Raw genomic sequence first — 26,681 nt, forward strand, 5'->3', positions numbered from 1 at the left:
CGAGCACCGGTCGGCAGTGCGGTTCAGTCCCGCCGCACGAGAGTGATGCTGGTGCGCTTGTGCTCGGCGAAGGCGGTGATGTCGTCGTCGGGGGCCAGGTCCTCGAGGCGGTAGCCGATCGAGCTGCGGATGATGCCGCGGGCGAGGTCGTAGGTGTCGGTGTAGTACAGGGCGCGGCTGATCCTGGTGTAGGCCGGATCGGCGCCACGGTCGGTGCCGGAGAGATTGACGTTGGCGGTGAACCAGCCCGTGCGCGCGGCCAGCAGCGTGGCGAGGATCCGGCTGGTGGCATCCGGCACCCAGGTCCAGTCCCAGCCCTCGGGTTCGGCCCAGGGCCCGCCGAACTCGCGCGAGAACGCGATGCCGGGCACTCCGCGCGCGGCGGCTTCCCGCACGGCCCCATAGGTGCCGCTGACATTCAGGGTGGCGCCGAGGTTCTCGCCCGCGTTCACTCCGCTCAGGCACAGGTCGACCGGTGCCACCAGGCCCGAGGTCAGCGCGAAGACCACGCACGCCGCGGGGGTCGAATTCACCTGGATCGTCGGGATCCCCGCGACCGGTTCGGCCCATGCCCAGTCCGCCGCGACGCCGCTGCGCCGGGACTGCCCGGCCCCCGACATCGGCGCGCTCGGGGCGACCACGGTCGCGTCCACCCCGAGCGCGCGCGCACTCTCCGCCAACGCCCGGAGCCCGGGCGCGCGGTAGCCGTCATCGTTGGTGATCAGCAGGTGCATCGGCGGCCTCGACTCGTGCCCCGGTCGCCGGGTCGAACAGGTGCAGTCGGTCCGCGGGGACGTGCACGCGGACCGATTCGCCGACCGCGGGGGCCGGTCCGTTGGCGGGCACCGTCACTGCCCAGCGGCCCGACGGGCCGGTGCACTGCGCGATCTTGGTGTCGCCGGTGAACTCGACCAGATCGACGACGCCGTGCACCGAGAGCCCCGATGGCCTTGTCGCGCTGTCGGATTCGAGGGTGCCGTCCCCAGGTCGCCAGCCGAGTCGAAGCTCGTCGGGCACATCGAGGACCGGTTCGGCCAGCCACGCGGTCAATCCGGGGCCGGTCAGCGCGTCGTGGGTCTCGTTGAGCGTCACCGTCGCCAAGTTCATCGGCGGACTGCCGAGGAAGGTCGCGACGAACAGGTCCAGCGGCCGCCGATAGACCTCCGCCGGGCTGCCGACCTGCAGCACCTTGGCATTGTTCATCACCACCAGGTGGGTCGCCATCGACAACGCCTCCAGCTGGTCATGGGTGACCAGCACGACCGTGTTGCCCAGCTCGCGGTGCAACCGCACCAGCTCCACTCGCGCCTGCTGGCGCAGCTGAGCGTCCAACGCCGAGAGCGGCTCGTCGAGCAGCAGCACCTTCGGTTGCCGCACGATGGCGCGGGCCAGCCCGACGCGCTGGCGCTGACCACCCGAGAGTTGCGCAGGCCGACGATGGCGCAGCTCGCTGAGTCCGAGGCTGTCGCACGCCTGTGCCACCCGGCGTTCGATCTCGACGCGATCGAGCCCGGACTTTCGATCGTGCTTGGCCTGCAACCGCAGGCCGAACGAGATGTTGCGCTCGACCGTCATGTGCGGATACAGCGCGAAGTCCTGGAACACCATCGAGACCCCGCGCCGTCCCGGCGACACGTCGGTGACGTCGGTGCCGTCGATGAGCACCCGCCCGTCGGTGGGCGGGATCAGGCCGGACACCACGCCCAGTGCCGTCGACTTGCCACACCCGGACGGACCGACCAGCACCGTCAGCGATTGCCCCGGAATGTGCAGGCGATCCACGTCCAGCGCCGGGCTGTCGTCGTCGTAGCGTTTGGTGACGCCGTCGAGCAGCACACCGGCCGACAGGTCGGCCGCGGTGCTCACGGTCGCGGGTTCGGTCACACTGAGACTGGTCATTTCGTTTACCGCACCCCTGAGTGAAGGAAGGCGTCCGCGATGCGTCGCGACGCCAGGACATAGATCGCCACGACCGGCAGCGAGGCCAGCATCGAGGCGGCCAGCATGGGCCCGTACTGGGAGCTCTCCGGGCCGAGGAACAGCGCCAGACCCGGCTGGATCGTGGTGTCCTCCGGATCGGGCATCACCAGCAGCGGCCACAGGAACTCGTTCCAGGTGCTGATGAACAGCAGGATCGCCACCGCGCCGAGCGCCGGGCGCAGCAGGCCGAGCACCACGTGCCGCAGGATCTCCCACGACGTCGCGCCTTCGAGTACCGCCGCGCCGATCAGCGATTGCGGTATCGCGCGAATGTGGTCGCGCAGCAGCAGCAGCGCCAGCGCGCTGACGCCCAGCTGCGGAATGATCACTCCGATCGTGTGGCCCTGCCAACCCAGCCGCGTGGTCATCAGGAACTGCGGAATGATCAACGCCTGCGGCGGAATCAGCAGCGAGGCGCCGACGGCGACCAGCACGAGACCGCGCCCGCGGGCCCGGTCGAAACGCACGAGGGCATACGCCCCCGGCAGCGCGACGAGAATCGTCGTCACGGTCACGCCGATGGCCATCACGAACGTGTTGAACAGCAACCGGCCGATCGGGAACCGGCCCAGCGCCAGGTCGTAGTTCTCCAGGCTCGCGGGCACCGGGATCGGATTGAGATCGAAGATCGTCGTCACCGGTTTGAACGACGTGGCCAGCGCCAGGACCACCGGGAACAACATCGCCACGATCGCGGTGATCACCAGCGCGTGCCGACCTATCGCGTCACCGCGTCGCACGGAATCTCCTCGAGAGCAGGGAACTGAAGGTCAGCAGCAGACCGAAGACGACCGCGATGACGATGGCGGCCGCCGAGGCGGTGCCCGCGTCGAAGAAGGTGAAGCCGTAGGTGTAGAGCCGGTAGTAGACGTTGTCGGTGGCACCGCTCGGTCCGCCCCTGGTGAGGACGCCGATATTGGTGAACAGCCACGGCCAGACCACCACCATCGACAGCAGCCCGAGCAGGATGAACGGGCGCCGCAGCTGGGGCAGGATGATCGCGCGGGTGATCTCGCCCTCGGTGGCGTCGTCGAGGCGCGCGGCATCGACGGTCCGGCGATCGACGTTGGCCAGGGCGGCGCCGAAGAGCAAGGTGTTGAGCGCCACCACCTTCGGCGCCGTGACCGCGACGATGGTCGGCAGCGCGGTGGCCGGATCGCCGAGCCAGTTCACCGGCTCGACGCCGAGGATCCCGAGGACCTGGTTCAAGGTGCCGTGCAGTGGGTCGAGAATGAACTGCCAGGACAGCGCGTTCGCCACCGGCGCGAGGACCACCGGAAGGAACAGCAGCATCCGGTAGAACTCGCTGGTCCGGCCCGGCCGCTTCCACAGGGCGATGGCCAGCGCACACGGGACGACGGTCGCGAACGGCAGCACCCACAGCGCGTACTTCACGGTGTTCCAGGCCGCGTTGCCGAATTCCGGCTGGGTGAGCAGGGTGTGGTAGTTGGTCAGGCCGTTCCACTCGATGTCGGGCGCGACCAGATTCCAGTCCAGGAAGCTGAGCACCGCGGTGAACACCAGCGGGCCGTAGACCCAGACGATGATCGAGAGCATGACCGGCGAGAAGTACAGCCAGGCGACGCCGGACTGGGTGCGGCCGTCGGCCCGAGGCTTGGGCGGCGCGAGGGTGAGGGTCATGAGCCGTTCCGCACGGCCAGTAGTGCGCGGGTGGTCGCCAGCGCCTCGGCGTAGTGCCTGGCGTGGCCCATCTCGACGATGATCGCCGGATCGCGGGGGAAGGCGGTGCTGAACACTTCGGTCAGCGGGATCGCGCCCCAGCCGGGCGGCAGATGCAGATCGCCTTCGCCGAGCAGCTCGAGTTCGTAGGGGCCGGCCTCGGGCCTGCGCGCCATCCGGCCGAAGTTGTCGTGCAGATGGATGTGGCCGACAGCGGGGGCGACCTGGGCGATCGCGGCCGAGAAGTCGAAGTTCAGGTAGCTGGCCGCCAGAAAGGCGTGGCCGATGTCGAGGCACATCGACACGGCGGGATGGTCGATCAGGGCCACCTGCTCGGCTACCGCGTCCAGCCGCATCCCGTAGGAGCGGCGGGTGAGCACCGCCGGGGTCGGTGCCCGGTTCTCGACCGCGATCATGACCCCGCGCGCGCCCGCCTCCTCGGCCAGATCACGCAGCATGGTGCGTTCGGTGGCCATGCCCGCGGTCAGTTCCTCGCCGTCGCTGTAGCGATTGGGCAACACCCCGGCGTGATAGACCAGCACTTCGGCGCCGATCGCACCGGCGATCTCCAGATCCGCCAGCAGCCCGAGCGACTGGGCCCGTGCGCTCGCGGGATCGAGGAGATTGCCGGTGCGGCCGGAGGAATGCCAGGAGCTGTGCAGGGTGAGCTGCAAGGGGCACCCGGCCAGTGCAGCGCGCAACGCGTCGATGCGCGCGCGCTGTACCTTTCCGCCGATCACCACACCGAGCCCGCAACCGCCGATCTCGGCGTAGCCGAATCCGGCGGCGGCGGCCTCGTCGAGGAATTCGCGCATCTCCTCGAAATCGGACTTCAGGAGTTGCTTGCCCGCCCACGGATTGACCGTGAGACCGATCTTGTTCGGGGCGGCACCGTTCGGGATGCTCTCCGACGGCGTGGCGGCGAAAACCTTGTGTGACAACCTGCTGTCTCTCTATGGGTGGTGTGACTAGTTGAGCGAGCGGATCTTGGTGGCGGCGGCCTTCAAGGTGTCGGCGGGATCGGCGCCGCGCAGCACGATCGGCTCCACCGCCTCGTCCTGCAGAATCACCACGCCCTGGTTGGACTGCTTGCCGGGGAAGGCCGTGTACGGCATGAGATCGGCGAGCTGCTGCACCGCCGAGCCCAGGCGCGGATCGGCGGCGGACGCGGCGGCGGTACGCAGCGGCAGGTAGCCCATCTCCGCGGCGATCACCTTGAAGCTCTCCTCACTGGTGAGGAACTGCACGAATTTCCACGAGGCCTGCGCCTTGGCCTCGTCCTTGGCCAGGATCGTCAGCCCGGCGCCGGAGAAGGTGGGCCGGGCAGGCTGATCGCCGAAGGACGGGAACGGTGCGACCTGCAGGGTGAACTTGCCCTTGGACGCTTCGTCGAGGGTGAGCAGACCACCCGCGGTGGTGATCAGCATGCCGAGCTTGCCCGCGCTGAAAGCGCCCATCGCCGAGGCGAAGTCGACGCCGGGCTGTGCGCCGGAGGTGGTCAGGTCCTGGACCGTCGACAGCGCGGTGATGACCGGTGCCGAGTCGACCGTGACCTCGCCACTGTCCGACACCAGCGCGCCACCGGCACTGTTGACCAGCGACTGGGTCAGGTAGTCGGATTTGCCGGGGTCGGCCGCCGAGACGTAGACGCCCTCCGCGTCGGTCTTGTCCGCGATCGCCAGCCCCGCCTCTTTCAGCTGCGCCATCGTCTCGGGCGGCTGATCGGGGTTCAGGCCGGCGGCCCGGAACAGGTCGGCGTTGTAGAAGATCACCGGGGTCGCCATCAGGAACGGCATCGAGACCGGCTTGTCGGTGCCCGTGGGGGTGGCCTTCAACACCGACGGCACGAAACCGGCCATGGTGTCGCTCCAGTCCTGCGCGGAGGCGATGTCCTCGAATGGCCGCAGCGGCAGGGTCTGCGCGGCCTGGTTGACCTTGCTCCAGCCGATCTGCGCGACGTCGGGTGGGTTGCCCGCGACGACCTCGCTCTGCAGCTTGATCAGCGCGTCGGCCGTCGGGACCGACTGTGGACGCACCGTGATGTTCGGGTTGGCCGCCTCGAATTCGGCGATCAGCTTCTCGACCCCTTTGCCGACCGCGTTGGGCTGACCGTAGGAGTAGGACAGGAACGTGATGCTCACCGGTCCGTCGGGATCGGTGGTGGTCGAGCTGTTCTGGCCGCAGGCGGCCAGCAGCGTGGTGACCGCGACGAGCACGATCCCCCATCCGGCCCGCAGGCCGTGGTGGTGCGATGTCATGACTGGCTTTCTCGTGGAAGAGGCGTTCGGATCGGGCATCAGCGGAGTCGGACTCCGCCGTGCGTGACGGACATGGTCTGGATGCCGCGCAGATTCACGTTCGGGCGGTAGTGCACCGAATCGGGAACCAGCACGGGGTCGATGACGCGGCCGGCGAAGGCCGACAGCGCGGCCGCGCCCTCGGCCCGGCCCAGCGCCGCGGCCAGGCAGAAGTGCGCTCCGGCGGAGAACGCGAGATGGTCGGCGGCGCCGCGGGTCACGTCGAAGCGGTCGGCGTCGGGGTAGTGCGCGGGGTCGCGATTGGCCGCGGCCAGTAGTACCAGCATGGCGGTGCCCGGGGTGACCGTCGTTCCGCTGACCTGCATCTCGCGGGTCGCGATGCGCATGACGAACTGGATGGGCGCGTCGTAGCGCAGGGCTTCGTCGGTGGCGCTGATGCCGAGTTCGGGATCGGTGGCGAGCCGCGCACGCTGCTCGGGATGGCGCAGCAGGGCGTGCACGCCGTTGGCGATGAGGTTGGCCGTCGTCTCGTGTCCGGCGACCATCAGCAGCACACAGGTGGCCAGCAGCTCGCCCTCGCTGAGCACCTCGCCTTCCTCCTCGACCTGGATCAGGCGCGAGAGCAGGTCCTCGCCGAGATCGCCGCGACGACGGGTGATCAGGTTCTTCAGGTAGTTCATCAACTCGTTGCGCGCGCCCTCGGCATCGTCGAGGTCGTCGTTGTGCACCACCAGGTTGAAGTCCAGGACTCGGCCGAGCCTGCGGGCGGCGGGTTCGAAGTCGTCGAATTCCTCGAGCGGAATCCCCAACAGCGCGCACATGATCCGTACCGGCAGCGGCAGGGCGAAATCGGAGATCACGTCGAATTCGGACTTGCTCGCGATCCCGGCGACCAGATCGTCGACGATCGAGTGGATCTGCGGCTGCGAGGCACGAATCACCCTGGGGGTGAAGGCTTTCGAGACCAAGCGTCGAATGCGGGTATGGGCGGGCGGATCGAGGAACAGCAGGGATTCCGGCCGTTCGGGATGGTCTTTGCCCAGGCGCGACAGCTTCGGGTCGTTGCGCACGCTGGGATCGCGCAGCACCTGTTGGCAATCAGCGTAATTGGCGATGATGACGAGATCGCCGCCCTTGACGATCAGCGGGGACTCCGTGCGCAGCGCGCGCAGGACCGGATACGGGTCGGGGCGGGTATCGGGGGCGAACAGCTCGGCCAAGATTGATTCGGCGTCGTGCTGACTGGCAACCGTGGTCGTCATTGTGGAGCTCCTTGGGTTTTCAATTCCTGGCCGCGAAAAAAGTGTTCCACTCGGTCGACGTCAGCGGCAACGCGAAACGAAGTATTGATCAATTCCCGTCCGAGATGGATCGCTAGGGTCGATCATTGAGTGATTCGGCGTCAGCGATTCGATTGCCGAATCGTTCGTGTTCGCAATCTCGGTCGCCGGTCCAGATGACGATCGGGTGACGTGAACACGCCGACCGGGGAGCAGGAATTCGGTCGTTGCTCACCTGCCCGTCACGGTCACGTTCCGTGGCGACGCGCGGTGCGGCTATACAGGTGCATATCTCAGACGAGGCACGTTCCTGATACGTGAGGCGCGCACCATGGAGACACGGCATATCGAGGCATTTCTCGCCATCGCTGACGAGCTGCACTTCGGGCGGGCGGCCGCCCGGCTGCACCTGACCCAACCGTCACTGAGCCAGCAACTCAAGCGCCTGGAACGCCACCTCGGCGTCGAACTGGTGTCGCGGACCTCGCGAGTGGTGCAGCTGACCCCCGCGGGCGAGGCGTTCCGCACCGACGCCCGGCGGATCCTCGGCGAGGTGGACCTGGCCACGAGCACCGTCCGCGACATCGCGGCAGGGCGGATGGGCCGGATCAGCATCGGCTTCAACGGCCGGGCCGGCCAGCTCATCATGCCCAGGTCACTGGCCCAACTGCACGCGCACTACCCCAATATCACCACCGAACTCAGCTCGGGTCGCTCCGGCCCGCAGCTCACCGCGCTCACCCGCGGTGAGCTCGATGTCGGGTTGCTCTACGGCGGCGCCTCCAACGGCGGATCGGTGCTGTCGCGGTGCCTGTTACCGATGCGCATCGGCGCGCTGGTCGGGCAGGGACACCGGTGGGCCGACCGGCCGTCGATCTCGATTCGTGAGCTGGCCGAGACGCCGTGCGTGATGTTCAACCGTGAGGTGAGCCCGGCGATGTACGACGCCATCATGACCGCGGGCGAGCGAGCGGGCGCGTTTCCCCGGGTCGCGGAGTACATGAACGACTCGGTGGCCACCGAGATCATCGTCGCCGCTCGCCGATACCTGGGGTTCGCCTCGTTCATCAGCACCGACGAGCCCCGTCCGATGGGGCTGAGAGTGGTGCCGCTGGTGGATCCGGAGCCGGTCGTCGAACTCCAGGTCGCCTGGCGCGTGGACACCTCCAACGAGGTGGTGCAGGTATTTCTCGACAGCCTCGATGCCACCCGCAATTATCTACAATCCACGGCGCGTGGCAAGGTATTCGGCGAACCGTTGGCCAGTTGATCACCTGAATTCCACCCGGTGCGGCACCGGAAACATTCGGTCGATTCGTATCGTCAATGGAGATCCGAAATCGACGGTGGCTCTGCTGGAATCGGTACATGGCATCTGATCTGAAAACCTCCGCCGCGTTGGGCTCGGTATTCGAGTCGATCGACCCGGACAATCCAGACTTCCTGAGCTTGCAGCGCATCGTCAGCAAAATGGTGCCGTTCGGTACCCATTCCGGCGCCGAGATCACCGAGATCGGCCCGCAGCGGGCGGTCGTCGAATTGCCCGATGAGCCGTACATCCTCAATCACCTGCGCACGGTGCACGCCGGTGCGCAGTTCCTGGCCGCCGACATCGCGGGCGCGTGTGCCTTTGTCGGCGCGCTCGCTTCGCGGTTGTCCACGATCGACACCCTGGTGCTGCGCGACGCGCGGCTCTCGTTCCGCAAGCCCGCACTCGGCCGGATCAGGGCCGTCGGCGTGATCGACCCGAACGATGTCGCGGCCGTGCTGGCGGCCAAGGGCGCGCAGCGGCTGGACGTCGACGCCAAGGCGCTGATGTACGACGCCGCGGGTGTGCTGGTCGGCAAGGTCACCCTCGACTACGTGTGCACCCTGGTCGCGGAGGCGTGATGAGCGACAACCACACCGATCTCGTCAACCTGGAGACGAGCACCGTCACCACGGCCGACGGCGCCGCCCTCGCGCTGCGCGTGCTGCCACACGCGGACCCGGCCGCACCAGTGGTGCTGGTGCTGCCCGCCATGGCGATCAAGGCCAAGTACTACCTTCCCCTGATCACGGCGCTGCACGCGGCCGGGCTCACGGCGGCCGTGCTCGATTTGCGTGCCCAGGGCGACAGCACTCCTGCCCTCGGCGAAGGTCCTGGCTTCGGCTATCGCGCGTTGCTCGAGACCGACCTGCCCGCGGTGGCCGCCGAACTGGGGCAGCAGTTCCCGCAGGCGCCGCTGCACCTGTTCGGGCACAGCCTCGGCGGCCAGCTCGCGCTGCTGTTCGCCGCGGCCGAGCCGGACCGGGTCGCGAGCGTCACGACCATCGGCACCGGGTCGGTCTACTGGCGCTCGTTCGAGCCGAGCCGCCGACTCGCGGTCCTGGCCCAGGGACTGTGGGTCGGCGTGGTCACTCGCCTGCGCGGCCGCTGGCCCGGCGGGAGCGGCATCGGCCCGATGACCGCGGGCGTGATGCTCGACTGGGCGCGGCATCTGCGGACCGGCCACTACCGGCCCAGCGGGAGCACCCGCGACTACGATCAGCTGCTCGGCCTGCTCGCCGTGCCGGTGCTGGTGATCTCCCTCGACGGTGACCCGCTCGGCCCGCAGTCCACGGTGCGTTTCCTGTGCCGCCGGATCGCCGTGGCCAAGCCGGTGCGCTGGCACATCGACCGGTCCTCGGGCATGACCCACATCGGCCACGCGTCCTGGGTGAAGGACAGCGACAAGGTGGCGCCGGCGGTGGCGGCCTGGATCATCGACGGTCGCGCGCCCCAGCTGCGAGAAGGGTCGGCGCAGTGACGACTTCGATCGCTACCTCGGCTCCGGCCAGGGATGATGACGCCATCTATCGCGCACTGTCGACGCTGGACGAGCCGGTGTTCGTGATACGTGACGAGCAGGGTGTCGCGGTGACCACTGACGCCACCGCCGCCCGGAGCGCCCAGGTGCTGGCCGCCGCTCCGGCGCTGCGCCCGGAAGCCCTGGGCGACAACAGCTTTCGTTCCGATCATGACGTGCGCTACGCCTACCACAGCGGGGCGATGGCCAATGGGATCGCCTCGGCCCCGCTGGTGGTCGCGATGGCGCGGGCGGGGCTGCTCGCCTCGTTCGGTGCCGCCGGGGTGCTCCCCGCCCGGATCGACGAGGCGCTGGCCACCATCGGGCGCGACGCACCGGGAAAACCCTTCGCCTGCAATCTCATCCACAGCCCCAGCGAACCCGCCCTGGAACGGGCCATCGTGGAGGCCTGCCTGCGCCATGACGTGCGCTGCGTCGAGGCCTCGGCCTTCCTCGACCTGACCCCGCAGGTGGTGCGCTACCGGCTGACCGGTCTGCACCGGGACCGGACCGGCCGCGTGGCGACCCGGCACCGCGTGATCGCCAAGGTCTCCCGGGCCGAGGTCGCCGAGCTGTTCCTGCGCCCGCCACCACCGCATCTGGTGCGCGGACTGCACGAGGCGGGCGAGATCACCGCCGAGCAGGCCGAGCTGGCGTCCTCGATCCCGATGGCCGACGACATCACCGCCGAGGCGGATTCCGGCGGCCACACCGACCGCCGTCCGCTGGTCGTGCTGCTGCCCTCGCTGCTGGCCGTGCGCGAACGGATCCAGCGCGAACACGGCTTCGCCCAGCGGGTCCGGATCGGCGCGGCCGGTGGCATCGGCACCCCGACGGCTGCCGCCGCGGCCTTCGCGATGGGTGCCGCCTATGTCGTCACCGGGTCGATCAACCAGGCCACGGTCGAGGCCGCGCAGTCCGACGCGGCCAAGCGGCTGCTGGCCGCGGCCGGGGTCGCCGACACCACGATGGCACCTGCCTCGGACATGTTCGAACTCGGCGTCGACGTGCAGGTCCTGCAGCGCGGCACCATGTTCCCCAGCCGGGCCCGGCGCCTCTACGACACCTACCGCGCCTATGACGGGGTCGAGTCGATCCCCGCCGTCGAGCGCGCCGAACTCGAGCAGCGGATCCTGCAGCGGTCCTTCGAGCAGGTGTGGGCCGAGTGCCAGCAGTACTTCCGGGCACGCGATCCCGAGCAGATCGAGCGGGCCGAGGGGAACCCGAAACGGCGGATGGCCCTGATCTTCCGTTGGTACCTCGGCCGGTCGTCGGGCTGGAGCACCGCCGCGACACCGGAGCGCGTCGCGGACTACCAGATCTGGTGCGGGCCCGCGATGGGCGCGTTCAACGACTGGGTCGCCGGGACCTACCTGGCCGCACCGGCGCATCGCCACGTCGCCGAGGTCGGCGAGCAGATCATGCGCGGCGCCGCGTTCACCACCCGGGTGAGCCAGCTGCGCGCGGCCGGGGTGCGCTTGCCCGCCCGATGCTCGACCTACGTCCCCGCTCCGCTGACCACCATCGAGTCGCGATGACCACCGCGGACGCTGTGCGCGAGTATCGGGTCGCGCCGCTGGTGACGATGGCCGACGAGGACAATCTGGCGAACGTGGTGTTCGACCGGGCCGCCGCCGGTCCGGCCGACATCGTGTTCAGCCGCAAGAGCGCCGACGGCTGGCTCGACGTGCGCTACGACGAATTCGCCCGGCTCGTCCTCGATCTCGCGAAAGGCCTGATGGCCAGCGGGATCGGGCCGGGCGAGCGCGTGCTGATCCTCGGCGGGACCAGTTTCGAATGGTCGGCCGCGGACTTCGCGGTGCTGAGCGTCGGCGCGGTCACCGTGCCGGTGTATCCGACCTCTTCGGCCGAGCAGATCGACCACATCGTGGCCGACTCCCGGCCCAGTGCCAGCTTCGTGACGACCGACGAACAGCGTGAGCTGATCGCCGGGGTCGCGGGGGAGGCGCTCGGCGACCGGGCTTGGCTGCTCGGCGCCTCGTTCCCCGAGATCATCGAGCGGGGCACCGCGAGCACGGACACCGTGGTGGACCAGCGGCGCGCGAGGGTGCGTGCCGACGACATCGCCACGATCGTCTACACCAGCGGCACGACCGGTGTCCCCAAGGGCTGCCTGCTGACCCACCGCAACATCTTCGCCGCCGCGGCGAATGTGGTGAAGCTGCTCGACACCGTATTCCACGGCCCAGCAGACGATCCCGCCTCGACCCTGCTGTTCCTGCCGCTGGCCCACGTCTATGGGCGAGTGGTGCAGTTCGGGTGCGTCCTCGCCGGTGTCCGCACCGGACTGGTGGCCACGCCCGCCGAACTGCCCGGTGAACTCCCGGTCTTCCGGCCGAGCTTCCTGATCGGCGTCCCCTACGTCCTGGAGAAGATCCGCAAGGGCGCGCGCCAGGCGTTCGGCAGCGCGCGCTACGAGGCCGCGGAAGCGGCGGCCATCGCCGTCGGCCACGCCCGCCGTACCGGGGTGAAGTCCACCGCGACCATCGACCTCGAGATCCATCGGCAGCTACGCGGAATGCTCGGCGGCAGAATCGATTACGTGATCGCGGGTGGTGCGTCGCTCGATCCGTCGACCGCGGACTTCTTCACCGGGATCGATGTGCAGATCCTGGGCGCCTACGGCCTGACCGAGGCATCGTCGACAGTGAGTATGAGTGCGCCGCAAGCGAATCGGGCGAACTCGGTCGGTCGTCCGGTGCCGGGAACGACGGTATCCATCGCCGGCGACGGGGAGATCCTGGTCCGCGGCCCGCAGGTCTTCCCCGGCTACTGGCCTGATGGCGGGCGTACTGGCGAGAGTTGGCTGGCCACAGGTGATCTCGGGCATCTCGACGAGGACGGCTTCCTGTTCATCACCGGGCGGCGCAAAGAGATCATCGTGACCAGCGGCGGCAAGAACGTGGCGCCGGCGCCGCTCGAGGATCGGGTCCGCCTGCATCCGCTGGTCAGCAACTGCATGGTCGTCGGGGAGGGGCGTCCCTATGTCGCCGCCCTGATCACCGTGGATCCGGTGGCACTGCAGCGCTGGGCGGACCGGCACGGGGTCGATCTGACCGACGGCGTCCCGACCCAAAACGAGCGGCTCGTCGCCGAGATCGCCGCGGGGGTGGACGCGGCGAACCAGCTCGTCTCCCGGGCCGAGTCGATTCGCCGATTCGCCGTCCTGCCCACGGACTTCACGATCGAGCAGGGCCACCTGACGGCGTCGCTGCGGCTGCGGCGGGCGGCGATCGAGGCGGATCTCGCCACGACCGTCGCCGCGCTCTACCCGGGCTGAGTCAGGCCGCGGCCAGCCAGCAGAAATACGCCAGATCCACCTTGGCGATCAAGGCGCCGCCCTCGTCGCGCACCAGTGCCTTGCCGGTGATGTCGAACTGCTCCTCGGTCCTGCGCCCGATCACCTCGGCCAGGACCGGGGAGGAGACGGTGCCCTCGGCGCGCAGACGGCCGTGGCCGGGTCGGAAGAACGTGGCCTTGGTCTCGCGCAGCACGAAGGTGCGCACGTGCAGGATACGGGGGGCGATGATGCCGGAGAACGCACCGGCACAGGCGACTTCGGCCGCCAGGAACAGCGCGCCGGCGTGCACGGTCCCCAGGTGGTTGCTCATCTGTGGTGACTCCGGGATCTCGGCGACCGCCGAGCCGGGACCGAGCTCGATCATGCGCACTCCCACCAGGTTGACGAAGGGCACGACGGTGTCGACGGTCCGGCGGATCTGGTCGTAATCCGGCGCCGCCGCATCGGGAATCGTGGACAGCCGCGCCTGAGCGGCGGCGATTCCGGGGGCTGATTCATTTCCAGTAGGCATGTCCCAATTAGCGCACATCTCACCATCGTTCGTGGTGAACGGAAGCTGAATTCGACTATTCGGCAGCGCAGCCGGATCGCGAATAGTTCGCGCCATTGTTTGACAACGCCTATGCAATTAGTCCCTTTGGAAATCGGTGTGCGGCGCGAGTCGATCGTGTCCGTAGGATCGTTTTCGGGCTCATAAGTGTTTCATTTACCGAGGAGTTACCTGATGTATGACGCGATTGTCGTCGGCGCGCGGTGTGCGGGTTCGCCGGTCGGGATGTTGTTGGCGCGGCAGGGCCATCGGGTCCTCGTCGTCGACCGGGCCACCTTCCCCAGCGACACCATCTCGACGCACTACATCCAGCAGCGCGGGCTGGCCCGGTTGCGGGACTGGGGTCTGCTCGACCAGGTGATCGCCACCGGGGTGCCCCCGATCGGGCACATGACGGTGTCCTACCACGACATCGTGATCTCCGGCTTCGCCGAACCGATCAACGGCATCGATGTCACCTACGCGCCGCGGCGCACCGAGCTCGACACGATCCTGGTCGAGGGTGCCCGCGCGGCCGGCGCCGAGGTGCGCGAGAACTACACCGTTCGCGAGCTGATCATCGAGGACGGTGTCGTGGTCGGCATCCGCGGCGCGGTGGCCGGTGGCGAGGTCACCGAGGAGCGCGCCCGCATCGTGATCGGTGCCGACGGCACCAACTCGTTCGTCGCCGATGCCGTCGGTGCGGAGACATATACCAAGGTCGGGGCCGAGTGCTTCGTCTACTACACCTACTACAGCGGCCTGTCGCACACCGAGTTCCACAGCCGGATCGGTGCGGGTCAGCAGATCGGCATCTGGCCGACCAACGACGATCGGACCCTGGTCGCGGTCATGCGCAAGCTCGACGCGTACCCCGATTTCCGTGGCGATGTGGAGAACAACTTCCTGAGCATCGCCCGCGACATCGTCCCCGAATTCGCCGAGGAACTGGTGAGCAAGGGCAAGCGCGAGGACCGCTTCTATCCGATGCGGTATCCGGACAACTACCGTCGCCAGTCCTTCGGCGAGGGCTGGGCGCTGGTGGGCGACGCGGCCTACCACAAGGATCCGCTGACCGGCCTCGGGATCTCCGACGCGTTCGACTACGCTGCGCTGCTGGCCGAGCGCGTGCACGAGGGGCTCACCGGCGAGCGCCCGATGACCGAGGCGCTGGCCGACTACCAGCGTGAGCGCGACGAGAAGTCGCAGTCGGGCTTCGAATTCACCTGCTCGATCTCCACCCTGGAATTGACTCCGCAATTGCTGGCGGTGTTCCGCGCGCTCGGTTCCAACGAAGAATACGCCAAGGATTTCTTCGCGATGATCGGCGGCGGCATGACCGGCGAGGAATTCTTCGCGCCTGAGCGGATCGCGAAATTGCTCGGCGCCACGGCTTCGGCATGATCACCAAGACGCTATGCCGGACTTCGATCTGATCGTTGTCGGCGACAGTTTCGCGGAGGGGCGCGGCGGTGCGGTACGCGCCGACGGCTCCTTCGCGGGATTTGTCGCCGAGGTGATCAACATTCTGGGAATTTCCGGGCCGATTCGCAATCTCGGCTCCTACGGCGCGACCACGCACGACGTGGTCGATCGGCAGTTGCCCGCGGTGTCGGGCGATTCCTCCCCGCTGGTCGGGGTGATCGTCGGTGGCAACGACCTGGTCACCGATTACGACCCGGATCGGTTCCGCCGCAATCTGCGGGCGATCCACACCGCGCTGGCCCGTCCGGATCGATTGGTGTTCACCACGAACTGGCCGAACATCCCCGACCGCCTGCCCGGCCTACCTGACGTCTTCCGCGCCGTCCTCCGGTCGCGCTTCGCCGAAGCCAACGATTATCTCGACGAACTCGTCGACGAATTCGCGCTCGTGCGACTCGATTTGGCGCACGCGCCGATCACCGCCGATCCGGTCATGTGGTGCCCGGACGGTATGCATCCGAGCCCGGCAGGCCATCAGGTCATCGGCCAGGCCATGGCCGACCTCATCGACGAGGTACGCATCATGCGGGTCGCGCGACTCCGCTAGTTCGGAACAGTTCTCGCTGATCAACGGCGATCAGAGCTTTTGCCTTGACCAGATCGGCAGCTCCAGACAGGGGTAGCACATGAACGACCACCTACGGCTCCGCGATGATCAGGCCGCGACCCGACGACTGGCCGACACGCCGGTCGCGATCGTCGGCCTGAGCGGCCTGTTCCCGATGGCCGCGAACTTCCGCGACTTCTGGCAGAACGTCGTCGACGCGGCCGATTGCATGTCCGATGTCCCCGCGACGCACTGGAATCTCGACGACTACTACGACGCGGACCCGACCGCGACGGACAAGACCTACTGCCGCCGTGGCGGTTTCGTGCCCGAGGTCCCGTTCAGCGTCACCGAGTTCGGGCTGCCGCCCAATCAGCTCGAGGTCACCACCGTGGTGCAGTTGCTGAGCCTGCTCGTGGCGCGCAATGTGCTCGCCGATGCCGGTGCGCCGGGGTCGCAGTGGTATCGGCCCGAGCGAACCGGCGTGGTCCTCGGCGTCGCCGGGCCGACCACCTTGTCGCACCCGCTGGCCGCGCGCCTGTCGACGCCGGTGCTCAAAGAGGTCGTGCGCAGCTGTGGACTGACCCAGGCCGACGCCGAGCAGATCGCACAGCGATACGCGGCAGCCTTCCCGTCGTGGGAGGAGAACTCGTTCCCCGGTCTGCTGGGCAATGTGATCGCGGGCCGGGTCGCCAACCGGCTCGATCTGGGTGGAATGAACTGCACCGTCGACGCGGCGTGCGCGAGTTCCCTCTCCGCAGTGCACGTGGCGATCAGCGAACTGGTCTCCGGGCGCGCCGACATGATGCTCACCGGTGGCTGTGACACCGAGAACTCGATCTTCGGCTACATGTGCTTCAGCAAGGTCGGGGCGCTGTCTCGCTCGGGCACCATCAGGCCGCTCGACGACAGTGCCGACGGCACGCTGGTCGGCGAGGGCATCGGCATGCTCGCACTCAAGCGTCTCGCCGACGCCGAGCGCGACGGCGACCGCGTGTACGCGGTGATCCGGGGCATCGGCTCCTCGAGCGACGGGCGCTTCAAGAGCATCTACGCCCCGCGCGCGGAGGGCCAGGAGGCCGCCTTGCACCGCGCCTACGACGACGCGGACTGCTCGCCCGCCTCGATCGGACTGTTCGAAGCGCACGCCACCGGCACCAGGGTCGGCGATCAGACCGAACTGGCCGCGCTCACCTCGGTGCTGCGCGAGGCCACCGAGGAGACCGGGTACGCCGCGGTCGGCAGTGTGAAGTCCCAGATCGGCCACACCAAGGGCGCCGCGGGCGCGGCGAGCTTGATCAAACTCGCGCTCGCGCTGCACCACAAGGTGCTGCCGCCGACGATCAATGTCGCCGCGCCGAACGCCGCGATCGACGCCGCGTCCCCGCTCTACGTCAACACCAGGACTCGGCCGTGGATCCGCGATCCGCGCCGGCCGCAGCGGCGCGCCGCCGCGTCGGCGATGGGATTCGGCGGCACCAACTTTCACGCGGTACTGGAGGAGACCACCGGCGACCGCGCACACCTGCGCACGATGCATCGCACCGCGCGGGCACGGTTGTGGCACGCCGCGTCCCCGGCCGAGCTGGCGAGCCTGCTGAGCTCGGGCGCTGATCCCGTCGACGACACCGCGATCCCGGCCGAGCACGCCCGCGTGGGTTTCGTGGCGCGCGACGAGCGGGAAGCGGCGGCGCTGCGTGACCTCGCGGTGGCCGAGCTGACCAGCGATCCCGAGGCCGAGGAGTGGGATCACCCGCGTGGCGTGTTCTTCCGCCGCCGCGCGCTGCCGGACCTGAAGATCGGCGCGTTGTTCGCCGGGCAGGGCAGCCAGTACGTCGACATGGGACTGGCCGCGGTGCTCAACAACCCGACCGTCGCCACCGCCTTCGACGAGGCCAACGCGGTCTTCGCCGACGCGCCCCGCGCGCCCGGCGCGGTGGTGTTCCCGCCGCCGGTGTTCGATCCGGACGAGCGCAACGCCCAGGAAACGACCCTGCGGCGCACTGAGTTCGCCCAGCCCGCGATCGCGGCGCTGTCGGTGGGCCAGTACCGCTTCCTGGCCGAGCGCGGCCTGACCTGCGCCGGCTTCATGGGCCACAGCTTCGGTGAGCTCACCGCACTGTGGGCGGCCGGTTCCCTCGACACCGCCGACTACTTCACCCTGGCCAAGGCTCGGGGCGCGGCGATGGCCGTCGAGACCGATGCCGATGCCGGCACCATGGCCGCGGTGCAGGCCACCCGCGAGCAGGTCACCGAGATCCTCGCCGGGCATCCCGACGTGAGCGTCTGCAATCACAACGCGCCCGACCAGGTGGTGGTCGGCGGCGGGACCGCGGCGGTCGCGGCGTTCGTGGTGGCCTGCCGTGCGCGTGAGCTGACCGTGCGTGAACTGCCGGTGGCGGGTGCCTTCCACACGCGCTACGTCGCGCACGCGGTCGAGCCGTTCCGCGCGGCGGTCAAGGGCGTGTCGGTGCGGGCGCCCAAGATTCGGGTCTACGCCAATTCCGTCGATGCCGAGTACGGTTCGCGAGTCGCGACGAATCGCCGCGTGCTCACCGAGCAGCTGCTCGAGACCGTCGAATTCGTGCACGGGCTCGAGGCCATGCGGGCCGACGGCTGCAATGTCTTCGTGGAGTTCGGGCCCAAGGCCACGCTCACCTCGCTGGTGCGCCGGACCCTCGGCGCGGAGGTCATCGCCATCGCCACCGATCAGGGGCCGACCGGCGACAGCGATGTGGCATTGAAGAAGGCCGCGGTGCAGTTGGCTGTGCTCGGCGCACCGATCGTGGATGTGCATCGCCACGATGCGCCGGCGTTCGTCGAGCCCGAGGCACAGGGCATGGTGGTCCGGCTGACCGGGCGTGATTTCGTGCCGGACTCGCGTCATGAGCTCTACCGCACGGGGATCGCTCAGCCGATCGAGCTGGAAGCGGTCTCGGCCGCGGTCGAGCAGGCGCGGATGGTCGCCGAAGCGGAGGTGGATGCCCGAGTACGCGCCGAAGTCGAGGCGGCTGCCGGGCGGCGTGCCGAAACGGAGGCTGGTGCGGGGGTTGCCGCGGTGCCCGCCACTGTCGCTGCGTCTGCCAATGGTGACGCGCCCGCCCCTCTCGCCTTCTCCGCGCCGGAGCGTGTTCCGGCGGTTCCGGTCGCGAGTGCTTCCGAGAACCGGTACGTGGGAATGGGATTGGATTCGGCTACGCAGCAGCATCTGGCGATTCACAGTCGCTATGCGGAGGGTCAGCTCGAGGTCGCCGAAGGGCTGGTCTCGGTCCTGCGCGAAGCGCAGCGCACCGGCGGTGCCGACGACCGGCTGCACGCCACGGTGCACGCCGTGAAGGAGCAGAGCCTGGCCATCGGCCAGACCCACATCCGCGTGAACGAGATCCTGGCCTCACTGGCAGGGCTCGAGCAGGCACCGACTCACGAGACGACGACCTTCTACACCGAGCCTGCTCACGGCAACGGCAACGGCAACGGCAACGGCAACGGCACGCCCGCCCTGCCGACGGCTCTGCTCGAGTCGCCGGGTGCCTCGTCGCCGTCTGCGCCCAAGACCTTGTCGGAATCGCCTGTTCCGCAGGCGCAGCCGATCCCCGACCCCGTTCCGTCGCCGGCTGCCGCGCCGGTGACCGAGAGTCCCGCGCTCGATGCAGACGCGGTGTGGTCGGTGCTGGCGCAGGTCGTGTCGGAGAAGACCGGCTATCCGCCGGAGATGCTGGCGCTGTCGATGGATCTGGAAGCCGACCTAGGCGTCGATTCGATCAAGCGGGTGCAGATCATGGGTGCGCTCGGCGAGCGCGTCGACGGAGTCCCGACGGTTGGTCCCGAGCAGGTCGCGGAACTGCGATCGCTGAATGACATCGTCGACTTCATCGCCGCGTCGTTGGTTTCGAGCTCGACGGCGTCCGGCGCCGCACCGGCGGGCGGTTCCGCGCCGAGCGCGGGCCCCGACACCGACGCGGTGTGGTCGGTGCTGGTGCAAGTGGTGTCGGACAAGACCGGCTATCCGCCGGAGATGCTGGCATTGTCGATGGATCTGGAAGCCGACCTTGGCGTCGATTCGATCAAGCGGGTGCAGATCATGGGTGCGCTCGGCGAGCGCGTCGACGGAGTACCGACGGTCGGTCCCGAGCAGGTCGCCGAACTACGGACATTGAACGACATCGTGGGATTTGTCGCCGCCTCGGCAGTGTCGGGGTCGACAGCGGGCTCGGCATCGGCGGGTGCCGCCACGATCGGTGCGTCGCTCGATCCCGACGCGGTGTGGTCGGTGTTGGTTCAGGTGGTGTCGGAGAAGACCGGTTACCCGCCGGAGATGCTGGCACAGTCGATGGATCTGGAAGCCGATCTCGGAGTGGACTCGATCAAACGGGTGCAGATCATGGGTGCGGTGGGTGAGCGCGTCGAGGGTGTGCCGACGGTCGGCCCTGAGCAGGTCGCGGAGTTGCGGACGCTGAACGACATCGTCGGTTTCGTCATCGGCAGCGCGGCAGACTCCGCGCCCGCCATTGCCCCGGAAGCGCGGAAGCCCGAGAACTCCGGTAAGGCAGCCTCCGCACACATCCAGCCGAAAGCCGCACAGTTCGCGAACGTTGGCGGCGCAGCGGCACCGGTGTCTGCGGTCCCGGCAGCAGGCGAGCAGTTCGGGAACCTCGGTGGCGTCGAGAACCTCGCCGATGTGCCCAACCGCGCCGGCGTGGACGACGCTCCAGTGCTGGTGCGGATCGCGCCGGGCGCCCTGCCCGGGATCGACCGGGTGGTCGAGCCGTATGCGGCCGAGCGGGTCGCCCTGATCGTCGACCATGGTGACGACACCGCGGCGATGCTCGCGAACGGGCTCACGCGGCACGGCTGGACCGTGCACACGGCCACCGTGGCCGCCGCGCAGGACTCCGGCGTCGCCGCGTGGGGCAGCGCCACCGTCACCACGGCGATCGACACGGCACTGAAAGGTGTTGCCCGGCTCGACCTCTGCTTGACCGTGCTGCCGCCGGACAGTCAGTGGCTGGTCGGCGGACATCGCCTCGCCGACACCATCCACACCGCGACGCTGCTGCACGACCGCCTCGTGGCGACTGCCGAATCCGGCACCCGCGCGGCGTTCGTCACGCTCACCCGGATCGACGGTGTGCTCGGCCATCAGGGCAACCGGCCGGCCGCCGCGGCCGTCGTCGGCGGTGTCAGCGGACTGGTCAAGACCCTCGCCCAGGAGACGCCCACACTGTTCTGCCGGGCTCTCGACCTGTCGCCGCAGCTGACCGGCGAGGTGTTGGTCGACTCCGTACTCGCCGAGCTCGACGACGCCGCGCTCGACGTGCGCGAGGTCGGCGTCGACGCCGACCTGCGCCGATGGACCCTGCGACCCCAACCGGTAGCGGGCATTGCCACCACCGGGGGCGCTGCCACTACCGATTTCGCAGGCACCACTGAAGTCGCCGGTACGGCAGACCTGACGCTCACCGCCGACGATGTTCTCGTCGTCACCGGTGGGGCCAGGGGCGTGACCGCGCGGTGCGTCCGTGAACTGGCCGTTCGGCGACCGTGCGAGTTCATCCTGCTCGGCCGTACCTCGCTCGACGACGAACCGGAATGGGCAGTCGGGGTCGCCGACGATGCGCTCAAGTCCGCCGCCATCGCGGCCGTGCGCGCCGCGGGTGAGCAGCCGACGCCCAAACAGATCGACCGCCTGACCCGAGATCTGCTGGCACAACGCGAGATTCGCGCGACCATCGAGGCGGTGACCGAGACCGGAGCGCGGGTGCGCTACCTCGCCGTCGACATCACCGACGCCGCGGCCACCGAACAAGCGCTGGCGGAGGACGCCCGGCGTGTCACCGGCATCGTGCACGGGGCAGGCGCACTGGCGGACTCCCTGCTCAACGCCAAGTCGGACACTGACATCCGTCTCGTCCTGTCGACCAAACTCGACGGACTCCACAACGTCGTCGCCGCCCTGCGCGCGGCCACACTCGGCCACATCGTGCTGTTCGGCTCGGTCGCCGGGGTCTACGGTAATCCGGGCCAGGCCGACTACGCGGTCGCCAACGAGGCCCTCAACCGGGCAGCGGTGAGCTGGCGGCGCCACGGTCTGGCCGCTCACGTCACCACTGTCAACTGGGGTGCCTGGGACGGCGGCATGGTCACCCCGGAACTGCGGGAGGTCTTCCTCGCCCGCGGGATCGCGTTGCTCGGCATGGACGCCGGGGCCAGGATGTTCGCCGAACAGTTCGCCCCCGCACGCGCCGACGACGTCTCGGTGCTGATCGGCCCGGCGGCCCCGCTCGCCGCCGCCACGGTCCTCGCGCCCACCCGGGCCTTCACCACCTACCGTGACCTCGCGCCGCTGGCCGTCGACCCGGTGATCCTCGATCATCGCGTCGGCCGGTTCCCGGTGTTCCCGGCCGCCGCCGGGCTCGGCTGGGCGATCAATGCGCTCGAGCGGGCCAACCCCGGTCTGCGGGTCGTGGAGTGCGCCGAGTTCGAAGTACTGCGCGGCATCGTCTACGACGGTGGCGATGAACGGGCCTACCACCTGGATGTGCAGGCGGGCACGGTCGTCGACGACCGGCTGCGGGTCACCGCGTGGATCCGCAGCGACGAACCGGGCAAGACCCTGGCGCCGGCGCATTTCACCGGCACGTTCGTCCTCGCACCCGAAGCGGGGCCGACCTCGGTGCCGGCCGGCTGGTCCGGCTACCCGATCGGCGTCGGACCGGAGAACGGACTCGACGTCTACCGAGACGCCCACCTGTTCCACGGACCGCTGCTGCAGGGCGTCCGTCGCGTGCTCGACCGTGCGGACCGCCGCCTGGTGGTGGAATGCCGACTGCCCGACACCCGCATCGGCGCGGGTGAATACGCGGGAATTCTGCACAGCCCGGCGCTGGCCGACGTCGTCATCCAGGCGGGCGCGCTGCTGGGCGTGTGGTTCATGAACTCGGCCTGCCTGCCGCTGTCCATCGGGCGCGTCGAGTACTTCGCGCCGCTGCCCGGCGACAGCCCCTTCGTGGTGGTGGTCGACGACCTGCGAGCTCATCCCGACGGCAACACGGTCACGGTGACCGCCACCGCGCACGACCCGAATGGCGCTGTCCTGCAGCGCTATTCGAATCTCGCGGTGATCGCCACCCCGGAGATGACCGCGAAGTTCACCGAGGCAGTGCGCCTGCGCGAGCAGCTGGCATGAGCACCGTCGATGTGCGGAATGGAGATCCGATGACCACCCCACTGGATGCCCTCGATTTCGACGGCGAGCCCTTCGACGTCCTCGCCTGGACCCTGGCACTGGAGCCGGATGCCCACCCGGCCCCCTCGCCTCAGCCGACCGTCACACCCACACCCACAGCTGTGCGAGCAACCGGTCCAACGTCCGCGCAGCTCGGCGCGGACCCGATCTCCCAACTGGTGCAGCAGGTGCGCTCCGAACTGGTCGCCGCGCACCTGTCCGCGATGGCGGTGCAGACCGCCTGGCAACGGCAGGCCATCGGTGCGCTCGGCCACAGCGTGCCGTCGGCCGACTCCACGGCAACGCTCGGGCCGACGGCGGCACCGCATGGACCGACGGCAGCGGATGGGCCGAGCGCACCGAATGGCACCACGGCGACGCACGGGCCCACGGCACCAGGCCGGTCGACGGCCGTGGCCGAGCAGATCCTCGCGGCCACGATCGACTACACCCCGGCATCTGGTCTCACGGTCTCCGCCGTACCGGGCCATCCGGTGACGTTCGACCTACCGGCACCGGCGACCAGCATGAACGCGTTCAAGATGCTGGCCCGCACCCCGATCACCGCCATGGACGGGTCGGCGCTCGCGGCACTGGCCCGCGGCGAGATCGCGGCCGTGTTCGGTCCGGCCTACGACCAGGACGGCGCCAACCCCGAGATTCGGCTGACCGACGGCGCCCACGGCCGTCTGGTCGAGGTCCTCGACGTCGAAGGGCGCGGTGGGCAGTGGGCGCGGGGCCGGCTGGCGGCGACCTGCCGGATCGACGGCCCCGATCTCGCCGTCGCGGCGACCGAGATCGGGTGGCAGGCCGCGCAGGTCTTGGCGCTGCGTGCCGGTCTGCACCTGTGCCTGGCCGGTGCGCGATTCCAGGCCGGTGAGGCCTTCGAACTGCAGCTGTCCACCTCGGTGACCGGTCCGGCCGAACTGGTCGCCGAGGTGGTCCAGATCGACTTGCTGCCGCGTCCCTGGCTGCGGATCAATGCCGAAATCCGCAGTGGGGGAGCGGTCGTGGCCCGCGTATACGGGCTGACGCTCGAGATCAGGGAGGCGCCGGGACTGCCGATCGGTCCCGCGGCCGGTGGAGCGATTCCCCGATTCTTCGGCCGCCGCAACGTCTTCGGACAGCGCGCACTGCTCGGTGAGTTCCACATGACCCACAGCGCGCGCGGTGATCTCGGCATAGCGCTCGGCCCGGAATTCTCGGCCTACACCGGCCGCCGTGCCACCCGGATGCCCAATCACGGGCTCCAGCTCTGCGACCGGGTGATGGCGGTGGACGGCGAGCGCGGGACACTGACCGGCGGCACCGGGCACACCGAATACGACTCGCCCGCCGATGCCTGGTATTACGCCGAATCGGCCAATGCCTCCATGCCCAATGTCGTGTACATGGAGACCTCCCTGCAGTCGGCGCTGCTGCTCGGCTACTTCCTCGGCGCCACCCTCACCGCGCCCGCCGAGGACTACAGCCTGCGCAATCTCGACGGTACCGCCACGGTCCTGCGCGAAGTCGACCTGCGCGACAAGACGATCCAGCAGACCAGTCGCCTGCTCGACACCACCGTGCTGACCGGCGCGGTGCTGCAGACCTTCGCCTACGAACTGGCCGTCGACGGCGAACCGTTCTACGCGGGCGAATCACTGTTCGGATTCTTCAACGCCCGTGCACTGGCGAACCAGAACGGCCTCGACAACGGCGAACTCGTGCCGCCGTGGCTGGACAGCCAGGCCACCCGGCCCGTCGTCCGGGTGATCGACGTGGCCGCCCGGCGTGCCGCGGGCACCGGCATGGCCTGCGCGAGCGGGCACCTGGCCATGCTCGACGCCATCGAGGTCGTCGACGGCGGCGGGACCTACGGCCACGGCTACCTGCGCGCGGTGCGCCCGGTCGGTCCCGACGACTGGTTCTTCGGCTACCACTTCTTCATGGACCCGGTCATGCCGGGATCCCTCGGTGTCGAGGCGGTCCTGCAGGCCATGCAGGAGTGGGCCGTCGACACGGGCCTGGCGGCCGAACTGGAGGCACCGGAATTCGTTGTCCCCGTCGGCGTCCCCCTGTCGTGGCGCTATCGCGGGCAGATCCTGTCCGGCGACGCGGAGATGACCTTGGAAGTGCACATCAAGAGCGTCGAACGTCGCCGCGGCCGGATCCGGGTGATCGGCGAAGCGAGCGTGTGGAAACCGAGCATGCGGATCTACGAGCTCACCGATGTCGCCGTCGAGCTGCGCGATGCCCACGCCGAACCCTGGTGACGCCGATAGGCAATCGGCGCGGTGGTTGCCGGTGCTCGTGCTCGCGTTCGGCGCGTTCTGCGCGGGCACCGACAACTACCTCGTCGCCGGGGTGCTCGCGCCGATGGCGGCGGAGCTGGAGGTGTCCGTCGCGGCCGCCGGACTGTTCGTCACCGGGTACTCCCTCGCCTACGCCCTCGGGGCGCCGATCGTGATCACCGCGCTGCGGGTGGGCTCACCGCGTCGGTTGCTGTTGACCGCGATCGCGCTGTCCGTCGCGATCAATCTGCTCGCGGCGGCTGCCTGGTCGCCGTGGGTGATGGCGATCGCGCGCATCGCCGCCGGGTGCGTCGCGGGGCTCTACGTCCCGCTCGCGGGTGCCGCGGCGGCGAGCATGGTGGGCGCGGATCGCCGTGGGCGGGCGCTGGCGATCGTGCTCGGTGGCATCTCGATCGCCACGGTGGCCGGTGTGCCGATCGGGGTGTGGGTCAGCGGCCTGTCGTCGTGGCGGATGGCGTTCGTCTTCGTCGCGGTGATGGCGCTGGTCGCCGCCGTCGGTGTCGCACTGACGGTTCCAGCGGGCGGCGGTACACCCGTGGTGTCGCTGCGGCAGCGCCTGGCACCGCTGCGCCACACCCCGGTGTGGCTCGGGCTGGCGGTGACGATCACGGGCCTGACGGCCGGATTGATGATTTTCACCTACGTCGGCCCGATCTATGCCGACGCACCGGCTGTCGGCGCGGGGTACGTCGGGGCGCTGATCATGGCGCACGGCCTCGGCGCGCTGATCGGACTGTGGGGCGGGAGCCTGCTGGTCGACCGCTACGGTTCGCGGCCGGTGCTGCTCGGCAGCCTGACGCTGTTCACCGTCAACCTGGCCTGGCAGCCGATTGCCGCGCACACCCTGGTCACCACGGTCGTGTTCGTCGTGATCTGGGGCGTGGTCGGCTGGGCGTTCCTGCCCGCCCAGCAGCACAGCATGATCGCCACCGCCGACCCGGAGCAGGCACCGATGTTGTTGTCGCTCAACGGATCGGCGATGTATCTGGGCGCCGCGTTCGGCTCGGCCATCGGCGGCGCGGTCATCGCGATCCTTGGCGCGGGCCACCTGTGGATGTTCGCCACCGGCTTCGCCGCGATCAGCGTGACACTGTCGCTGATCCGCCACCGACGGCCCGCACGCCCGCAGGACCGACGCTCCGTCGACGAAGACGCGGTGTCCGCGTGATAAGCGATTCCGATCCGTCGATCGGCAATCGGCGACAGTGCTTTCCGCGCCGTGGAGAGCATGGATACGGTGAGCGGGTCCAGCT

Annotated in this window: 18 protein-coding genes; 10 read left to right on the top strand and 8 right to left on the bottom strand. The window is 69.1% G+C overall.

Translation table 11 applies throughout. The features are described from left to right. Window positions 1-23 precede the first annotated feature (23 nt). From surE to BOX37_RS11010, 7 genes are read right to left on the bottom strand one after another with little or no spacing between them, the layout of a single operon-like run. Window positions 24-734 (bottom strand): 5'/3'-nucleotidase SurE, encoded by a 711-nt coding sequence (gene surE, locus BOX37_RS10980; protein ID WP_071927548.1) that lies wholly within the window; start codon window positions 732-734, stop codon window positions 24-26. After that, window positions 709-1,899, bottom strand: coding sequence for an ABC transporter ATP-binding protein (locus BOX37_RS10985; protein WP_071927549.1), 1,191 nt, complete (start codon window positions 1,897-1,899; stop codon window positions 709-711). The genes surE and BOX37_RS10985 overlap by 26 nt, the downstream gene beginning before the upstream one ends. Window positions 1,900-1,904: 5 nt before the next feature. After that, a complete protein-coding gene (locus BOX37_RS10990; protein ID WP_071927550.1) occupies window positions 1,905-2,720 on the bottom strand; it encodes a carbohydrate ABC transporter permease in 816 nt (271 codons plus the stop codon). Next, the gene (locus tag BOX37_RS10995; RefSeq protein ID WP_071927551.1) at window positions 2,707-3,621 is read right to left on the bottom strand and encodes a carbohydrate ABC transporter permease; all 915 of its coding nucleotides are present in this window, start codon (window positions 3,619-3,621) and stop codon (window positions 2,707-2,709) included. The genes BOX37_RS10990 and BOX37_RS10995 overlap by 14 nt, the downstream gene beginning before the upstream one ends. Further along, the gene (locus BOX37_RS11000) at window positions 3,618-4,601 is read right to left on the bottom strand and encodes a sugar phosphate isomerase/epimerase family protein (RefSeq protein ID WP_071927552.1); all 984 of its coding nucleotides are present in this window, start codon (window positions 4,599-4,601) and stop codon (window positions 3,618-3,620) included. Before BOX37_RS11000 ends, BOX37_RS10995 begins: the two co-directional genes overlap by 4 nt. Before the next feature lie 27 nt (window positions 4,602-4,628). Beyond that, window positions 4,629-5,918 carry an ABC transporter substrate-binding protein gene (locus BOX37_RS11005; RefSeq protein ID WP_071927553.1) on the bottom strand — a complete coding sequence of 430 codons (1,290 nt, stop codon included), beginning with the start codon at window positions 5,916-5,918 and terminating at the stop codon, window positions 4,629-4,631. Window positions 5,919-5,956: 38 nt separating this feature from the next. Further along, complete coding sequence (locus BOX37_RS11010) at window positions 5,957-7,180, bottom strand: cytochrome P450 (RefSeq protein WP_071927554.1); 1,224 nt, start codon at window positions 7,178-7,180, stop codon at window positions 5,957-5,959. Between the two features lie 349 nt (window positions 7,181-7,529). Between BOX37_RS11010 and BOX37_RS11015 the strand changes: the two genes are divergently transcribed. The 5 genes from BOX37_RS11015 (at window position 7,530) to BOX37_RS11035 (ending at window position 13,327) form a co-directional block, all read left to right on the top strand. After that, entirely contained in the window at window positions 7,530-8,468 is a 939-nt protein-coding gene (locus BOX37_RS11015; RefSeq protein ID WP_071927555.1) for a LysR family transcriptional regulator, read from the top strand. A 98-nt stretch (window positions 8,469-8,566) separates the two neighbouring features. Next, on the top strand, window positions 8,567-9,088 hold the full coding sequence (locus tag BOX37_RS11020) for a DUF4442 domain-containing protein (RefSeq protein ID WP_071927556.1): 522 nt from the start codon (window positions 8,567-8,569) through the stop codon (window positions 9,086-9,088). Then, window positions 9,088-9,987 (top strand): alpha/beta hydrolase family protein, encoded by a 900-nt coding sequence (locus BOX37_RS11025; protein ID WP_071927557.1) that lies wholly within the window; start codon window positions 9,088-9,090, stop codon window positions 9,985-9,987. The genes BOX37_RS11020 and BOX37_RS11025 overlap by 1 nt, the downstream gene beginning before the upstream one ends. Then, window positions 9,984-11,564 (top strand): PfaD family polyunsaturated fatty acid/polyketide biosynthesis protein, encoded by a 1,581-nt coding sequence (locus BOX37_RS11030; protein ID WP_071927558.1) that lies wholly within the window; start codon window positions 9,984-9,986, stop codon window positions 11,562-11,564. Before BOX37_RS11025 ends, BOX37_RS11030 begins: the two co-directional genes overlap by 4 nt. Beyond that, complete coding sequence (locus tag BOX37_RS11035; protein ID WP_071927559.1) at window positions 11,561-13,327, top strand: AMP-dependent synthetase/ligase; 1,767 nt, start codon at window positions 11,561-11,563, stop codon at window positions 13,325-13,327. Before BOX37_RS11030 ends, BOX37_RS11035 begins: the two co-directional genes overlap by 4 nt. 1 nt (window position 13,328) lies before the next feature. Here the strand turns inward: BOX37_RS11035 and BOX37_RS11040 are convergent, their stop codons facing one another. Beyond that, window positions 13,329-13,859 (bottom strand): PaaI family thioesterase, encoded by a 531-nt coding sequence (locus BOX37_RS11040; protein WP_084759542.1) that lies wholly within the window; start codon window positions 13,857-13,859, stop codon window positions 13,329-13,331. A gap of 213 nt (window positions 13,860-14,072) precedes the next feature. Between BOX37_RS11040 and BOX37_RS11045 the strand changes: the two genes are divergently transcribed. The 5 genes from BOX37_RS11045 to BOX37_RS11065 all read left to right on the top strand — a co-directional run bounded on the left by BOX37_RS11045 (window position 14,073) and on the right by BOX37_RS11065 (window position 26,596). Beyond that, entirely contained in the window at window positions 14,073-15,281 is a 1,209-nt protein-coding gene (locus tag BOX37_RS11045) for an NAD(P)/FAD-dependent oxidoreductase (protein WP_071927560.1), read from the top strand. A 13-nt stretch (window positions 15,282-15,294) separates the two neighbouring features. After that, window positions 15,295-15,909 (top strand): GDSL-type esterase/lipase family protein, encoded by a 615-nt coding sequence (locus BOX37_RS11050; protein WP_071927561.1) that lies wholly within the window; start codon window positions 15,295-15,297, stop codon window positions 15,907-15,909. A gap of 79 nt (window positions 15,910-15,988) precedes the next feature. Then, window positions 15,989-23,095, top strand: a complete 7,107-nt coding sequence (locus BOX37_RS11055; RefSeq protein WP_071927562.1) for a type I polyketide synthase — start codon at window positions 15,989-15,991, stop codon at window positions 23,093-23,095. 29 nt (window positions 23,096-23,124) lie between these two features. After that, complete coding sequence (locus BOX37_RS11060; protein WP_206045801.1) at window positions 23,125-25,389, top strand: hotdog family protein; 2,265 nt, start codon at window positions 23,125-23,127, stop codon at window positions 25,387-25,389. Next, window positions 25,367-26,596, top strand: a complete 1,230-nt coding sequence (locus BOX37_RS11065; RefSeq protein ID WP_071927564.1) for an MFS transporter — start codon at window positions 25,367-25,369, stop codon at window positions 26,594-26,596. Before BOX37_RS11060 ends, BOX37_RS11065 begins: the two co-directional genes overlap by 23 nt. Window positions 26,597-26,681 lie beyond the last annotated feature (85 nt).

The organism is Nocardia mangyaensis (assembly GCF_001886715.1).
In the GTDB taxonomy this organism is placed as follows: Bacteria; Actinomycetota; Actinomycetes; order Mycobacteriales; family Mycobacteriaceae; genus Nocardia; species Nocardia mangyaensis.

Bases quoted from the DNA above. Each gene is read 5' to 3' on its own strand.
- surE (WP_071927548.1), bottom strand. From the start codon at position 734: ATGCACCTGCTGATCACCAACGATGACGGCTACCGCGCGCCCGGGCTC.
- BOX37_RS10985 (WP_071927549.1), bottom strand. From the start codon at position 1,899: ATGACCAGTCTCAGTGTGACCGAACCCGCGACCGTGAGCACCGCGGCC.
- BOX37_RS10995 (WP_071927551.1), bottom strand. From the start codon at position 3,621: ATGACCCTCACCCTCGCGCCGCCCAAGCCTCGGGCCGACGGCCGCACC.
- BOX37_RS11005 (WP_071927553.1), bottom strand. From the start codon at position 5,918: ATGACATCGCACCACCACGGCCTGCGGGCCGGATGGGGGATCGTGCTC.
- BOX37_RS11010 (WP_071927554.1), bottom strand. From the start codon at position 7,180: ATGACGACCACGGTTGCCAGTCAGCACGACGCCGAATCAATCTTGGCC.
- BOX37_RS11015 (WP_071927555.1), top strand. From the start codon at position 7,530: ATGGAGACACGGCATATCGAGGCATTTCTCGCCATCGCTGACGAGCTG.
- BOX37_RS11020 (WP_071927556.1), top strand. From the start codon at position 8,567: ATGGCATCTGATCTGAAAACCTCCGCCGCGTTGGGCTCGGTATTCGAG.
- BOX37_RS11025 (WP_071927557.1), top strand. From the start codon at position 9,088: ATGAGCGACAACCACACCGATCTCGTCAACCTGGAGACGAGCACCGTC.
- BOX37_RS11035 (WP_071927559.1), top strand. From the start codon at position 11,561: ATGACCACCGCGGACGCTGTGCGCGAGTATCGGGTCGCGCCGCTGGTG.
- BOX37_RS11040 (WP_084759542.1), bottom strand. From the start codon at position 13,859: ATGCCTACTGGAAATGAATCAGCCCCCGGAATCGCCGCCGCTCAGGCG.
- BOX37_RS11045 (WP_071927560.1), top strand. From the start codon at position 14,073: ATGTATGACGCGATTGTCGTCGGCGCGCGGTGTGCGGGTTCGCCGGTC.
- BOX37_RS11050 (WP_071927561.1), top strand. From the start codon at position 15,295: ATGCCGGACTTCGATCTGATCGTTGTCGGCGACAGTTTCGCGGAGGGG.
- BOX37_RS11055 (WP_071927562.1), top strand. From the start codon at position 15,989: ATGAACGACCACCTACGGCTCCGCGATGATCAGGCCGCGACCCGACGA.
- BOX37_RS11060 (WP_206045801.1), top strand. From the start codon at position 23,125: ATGACCACCCCACTGGATGCCCTCGATTTCGACGGCGAGCCCTTCGAC.
- BOX37_RS11065 (WP_071927564.1), top strand. From the start codon at position 25,367: ATGCCCACGCCGAACCCTGGTGACGCCGATAGGCAATCGGCGCGGTGG.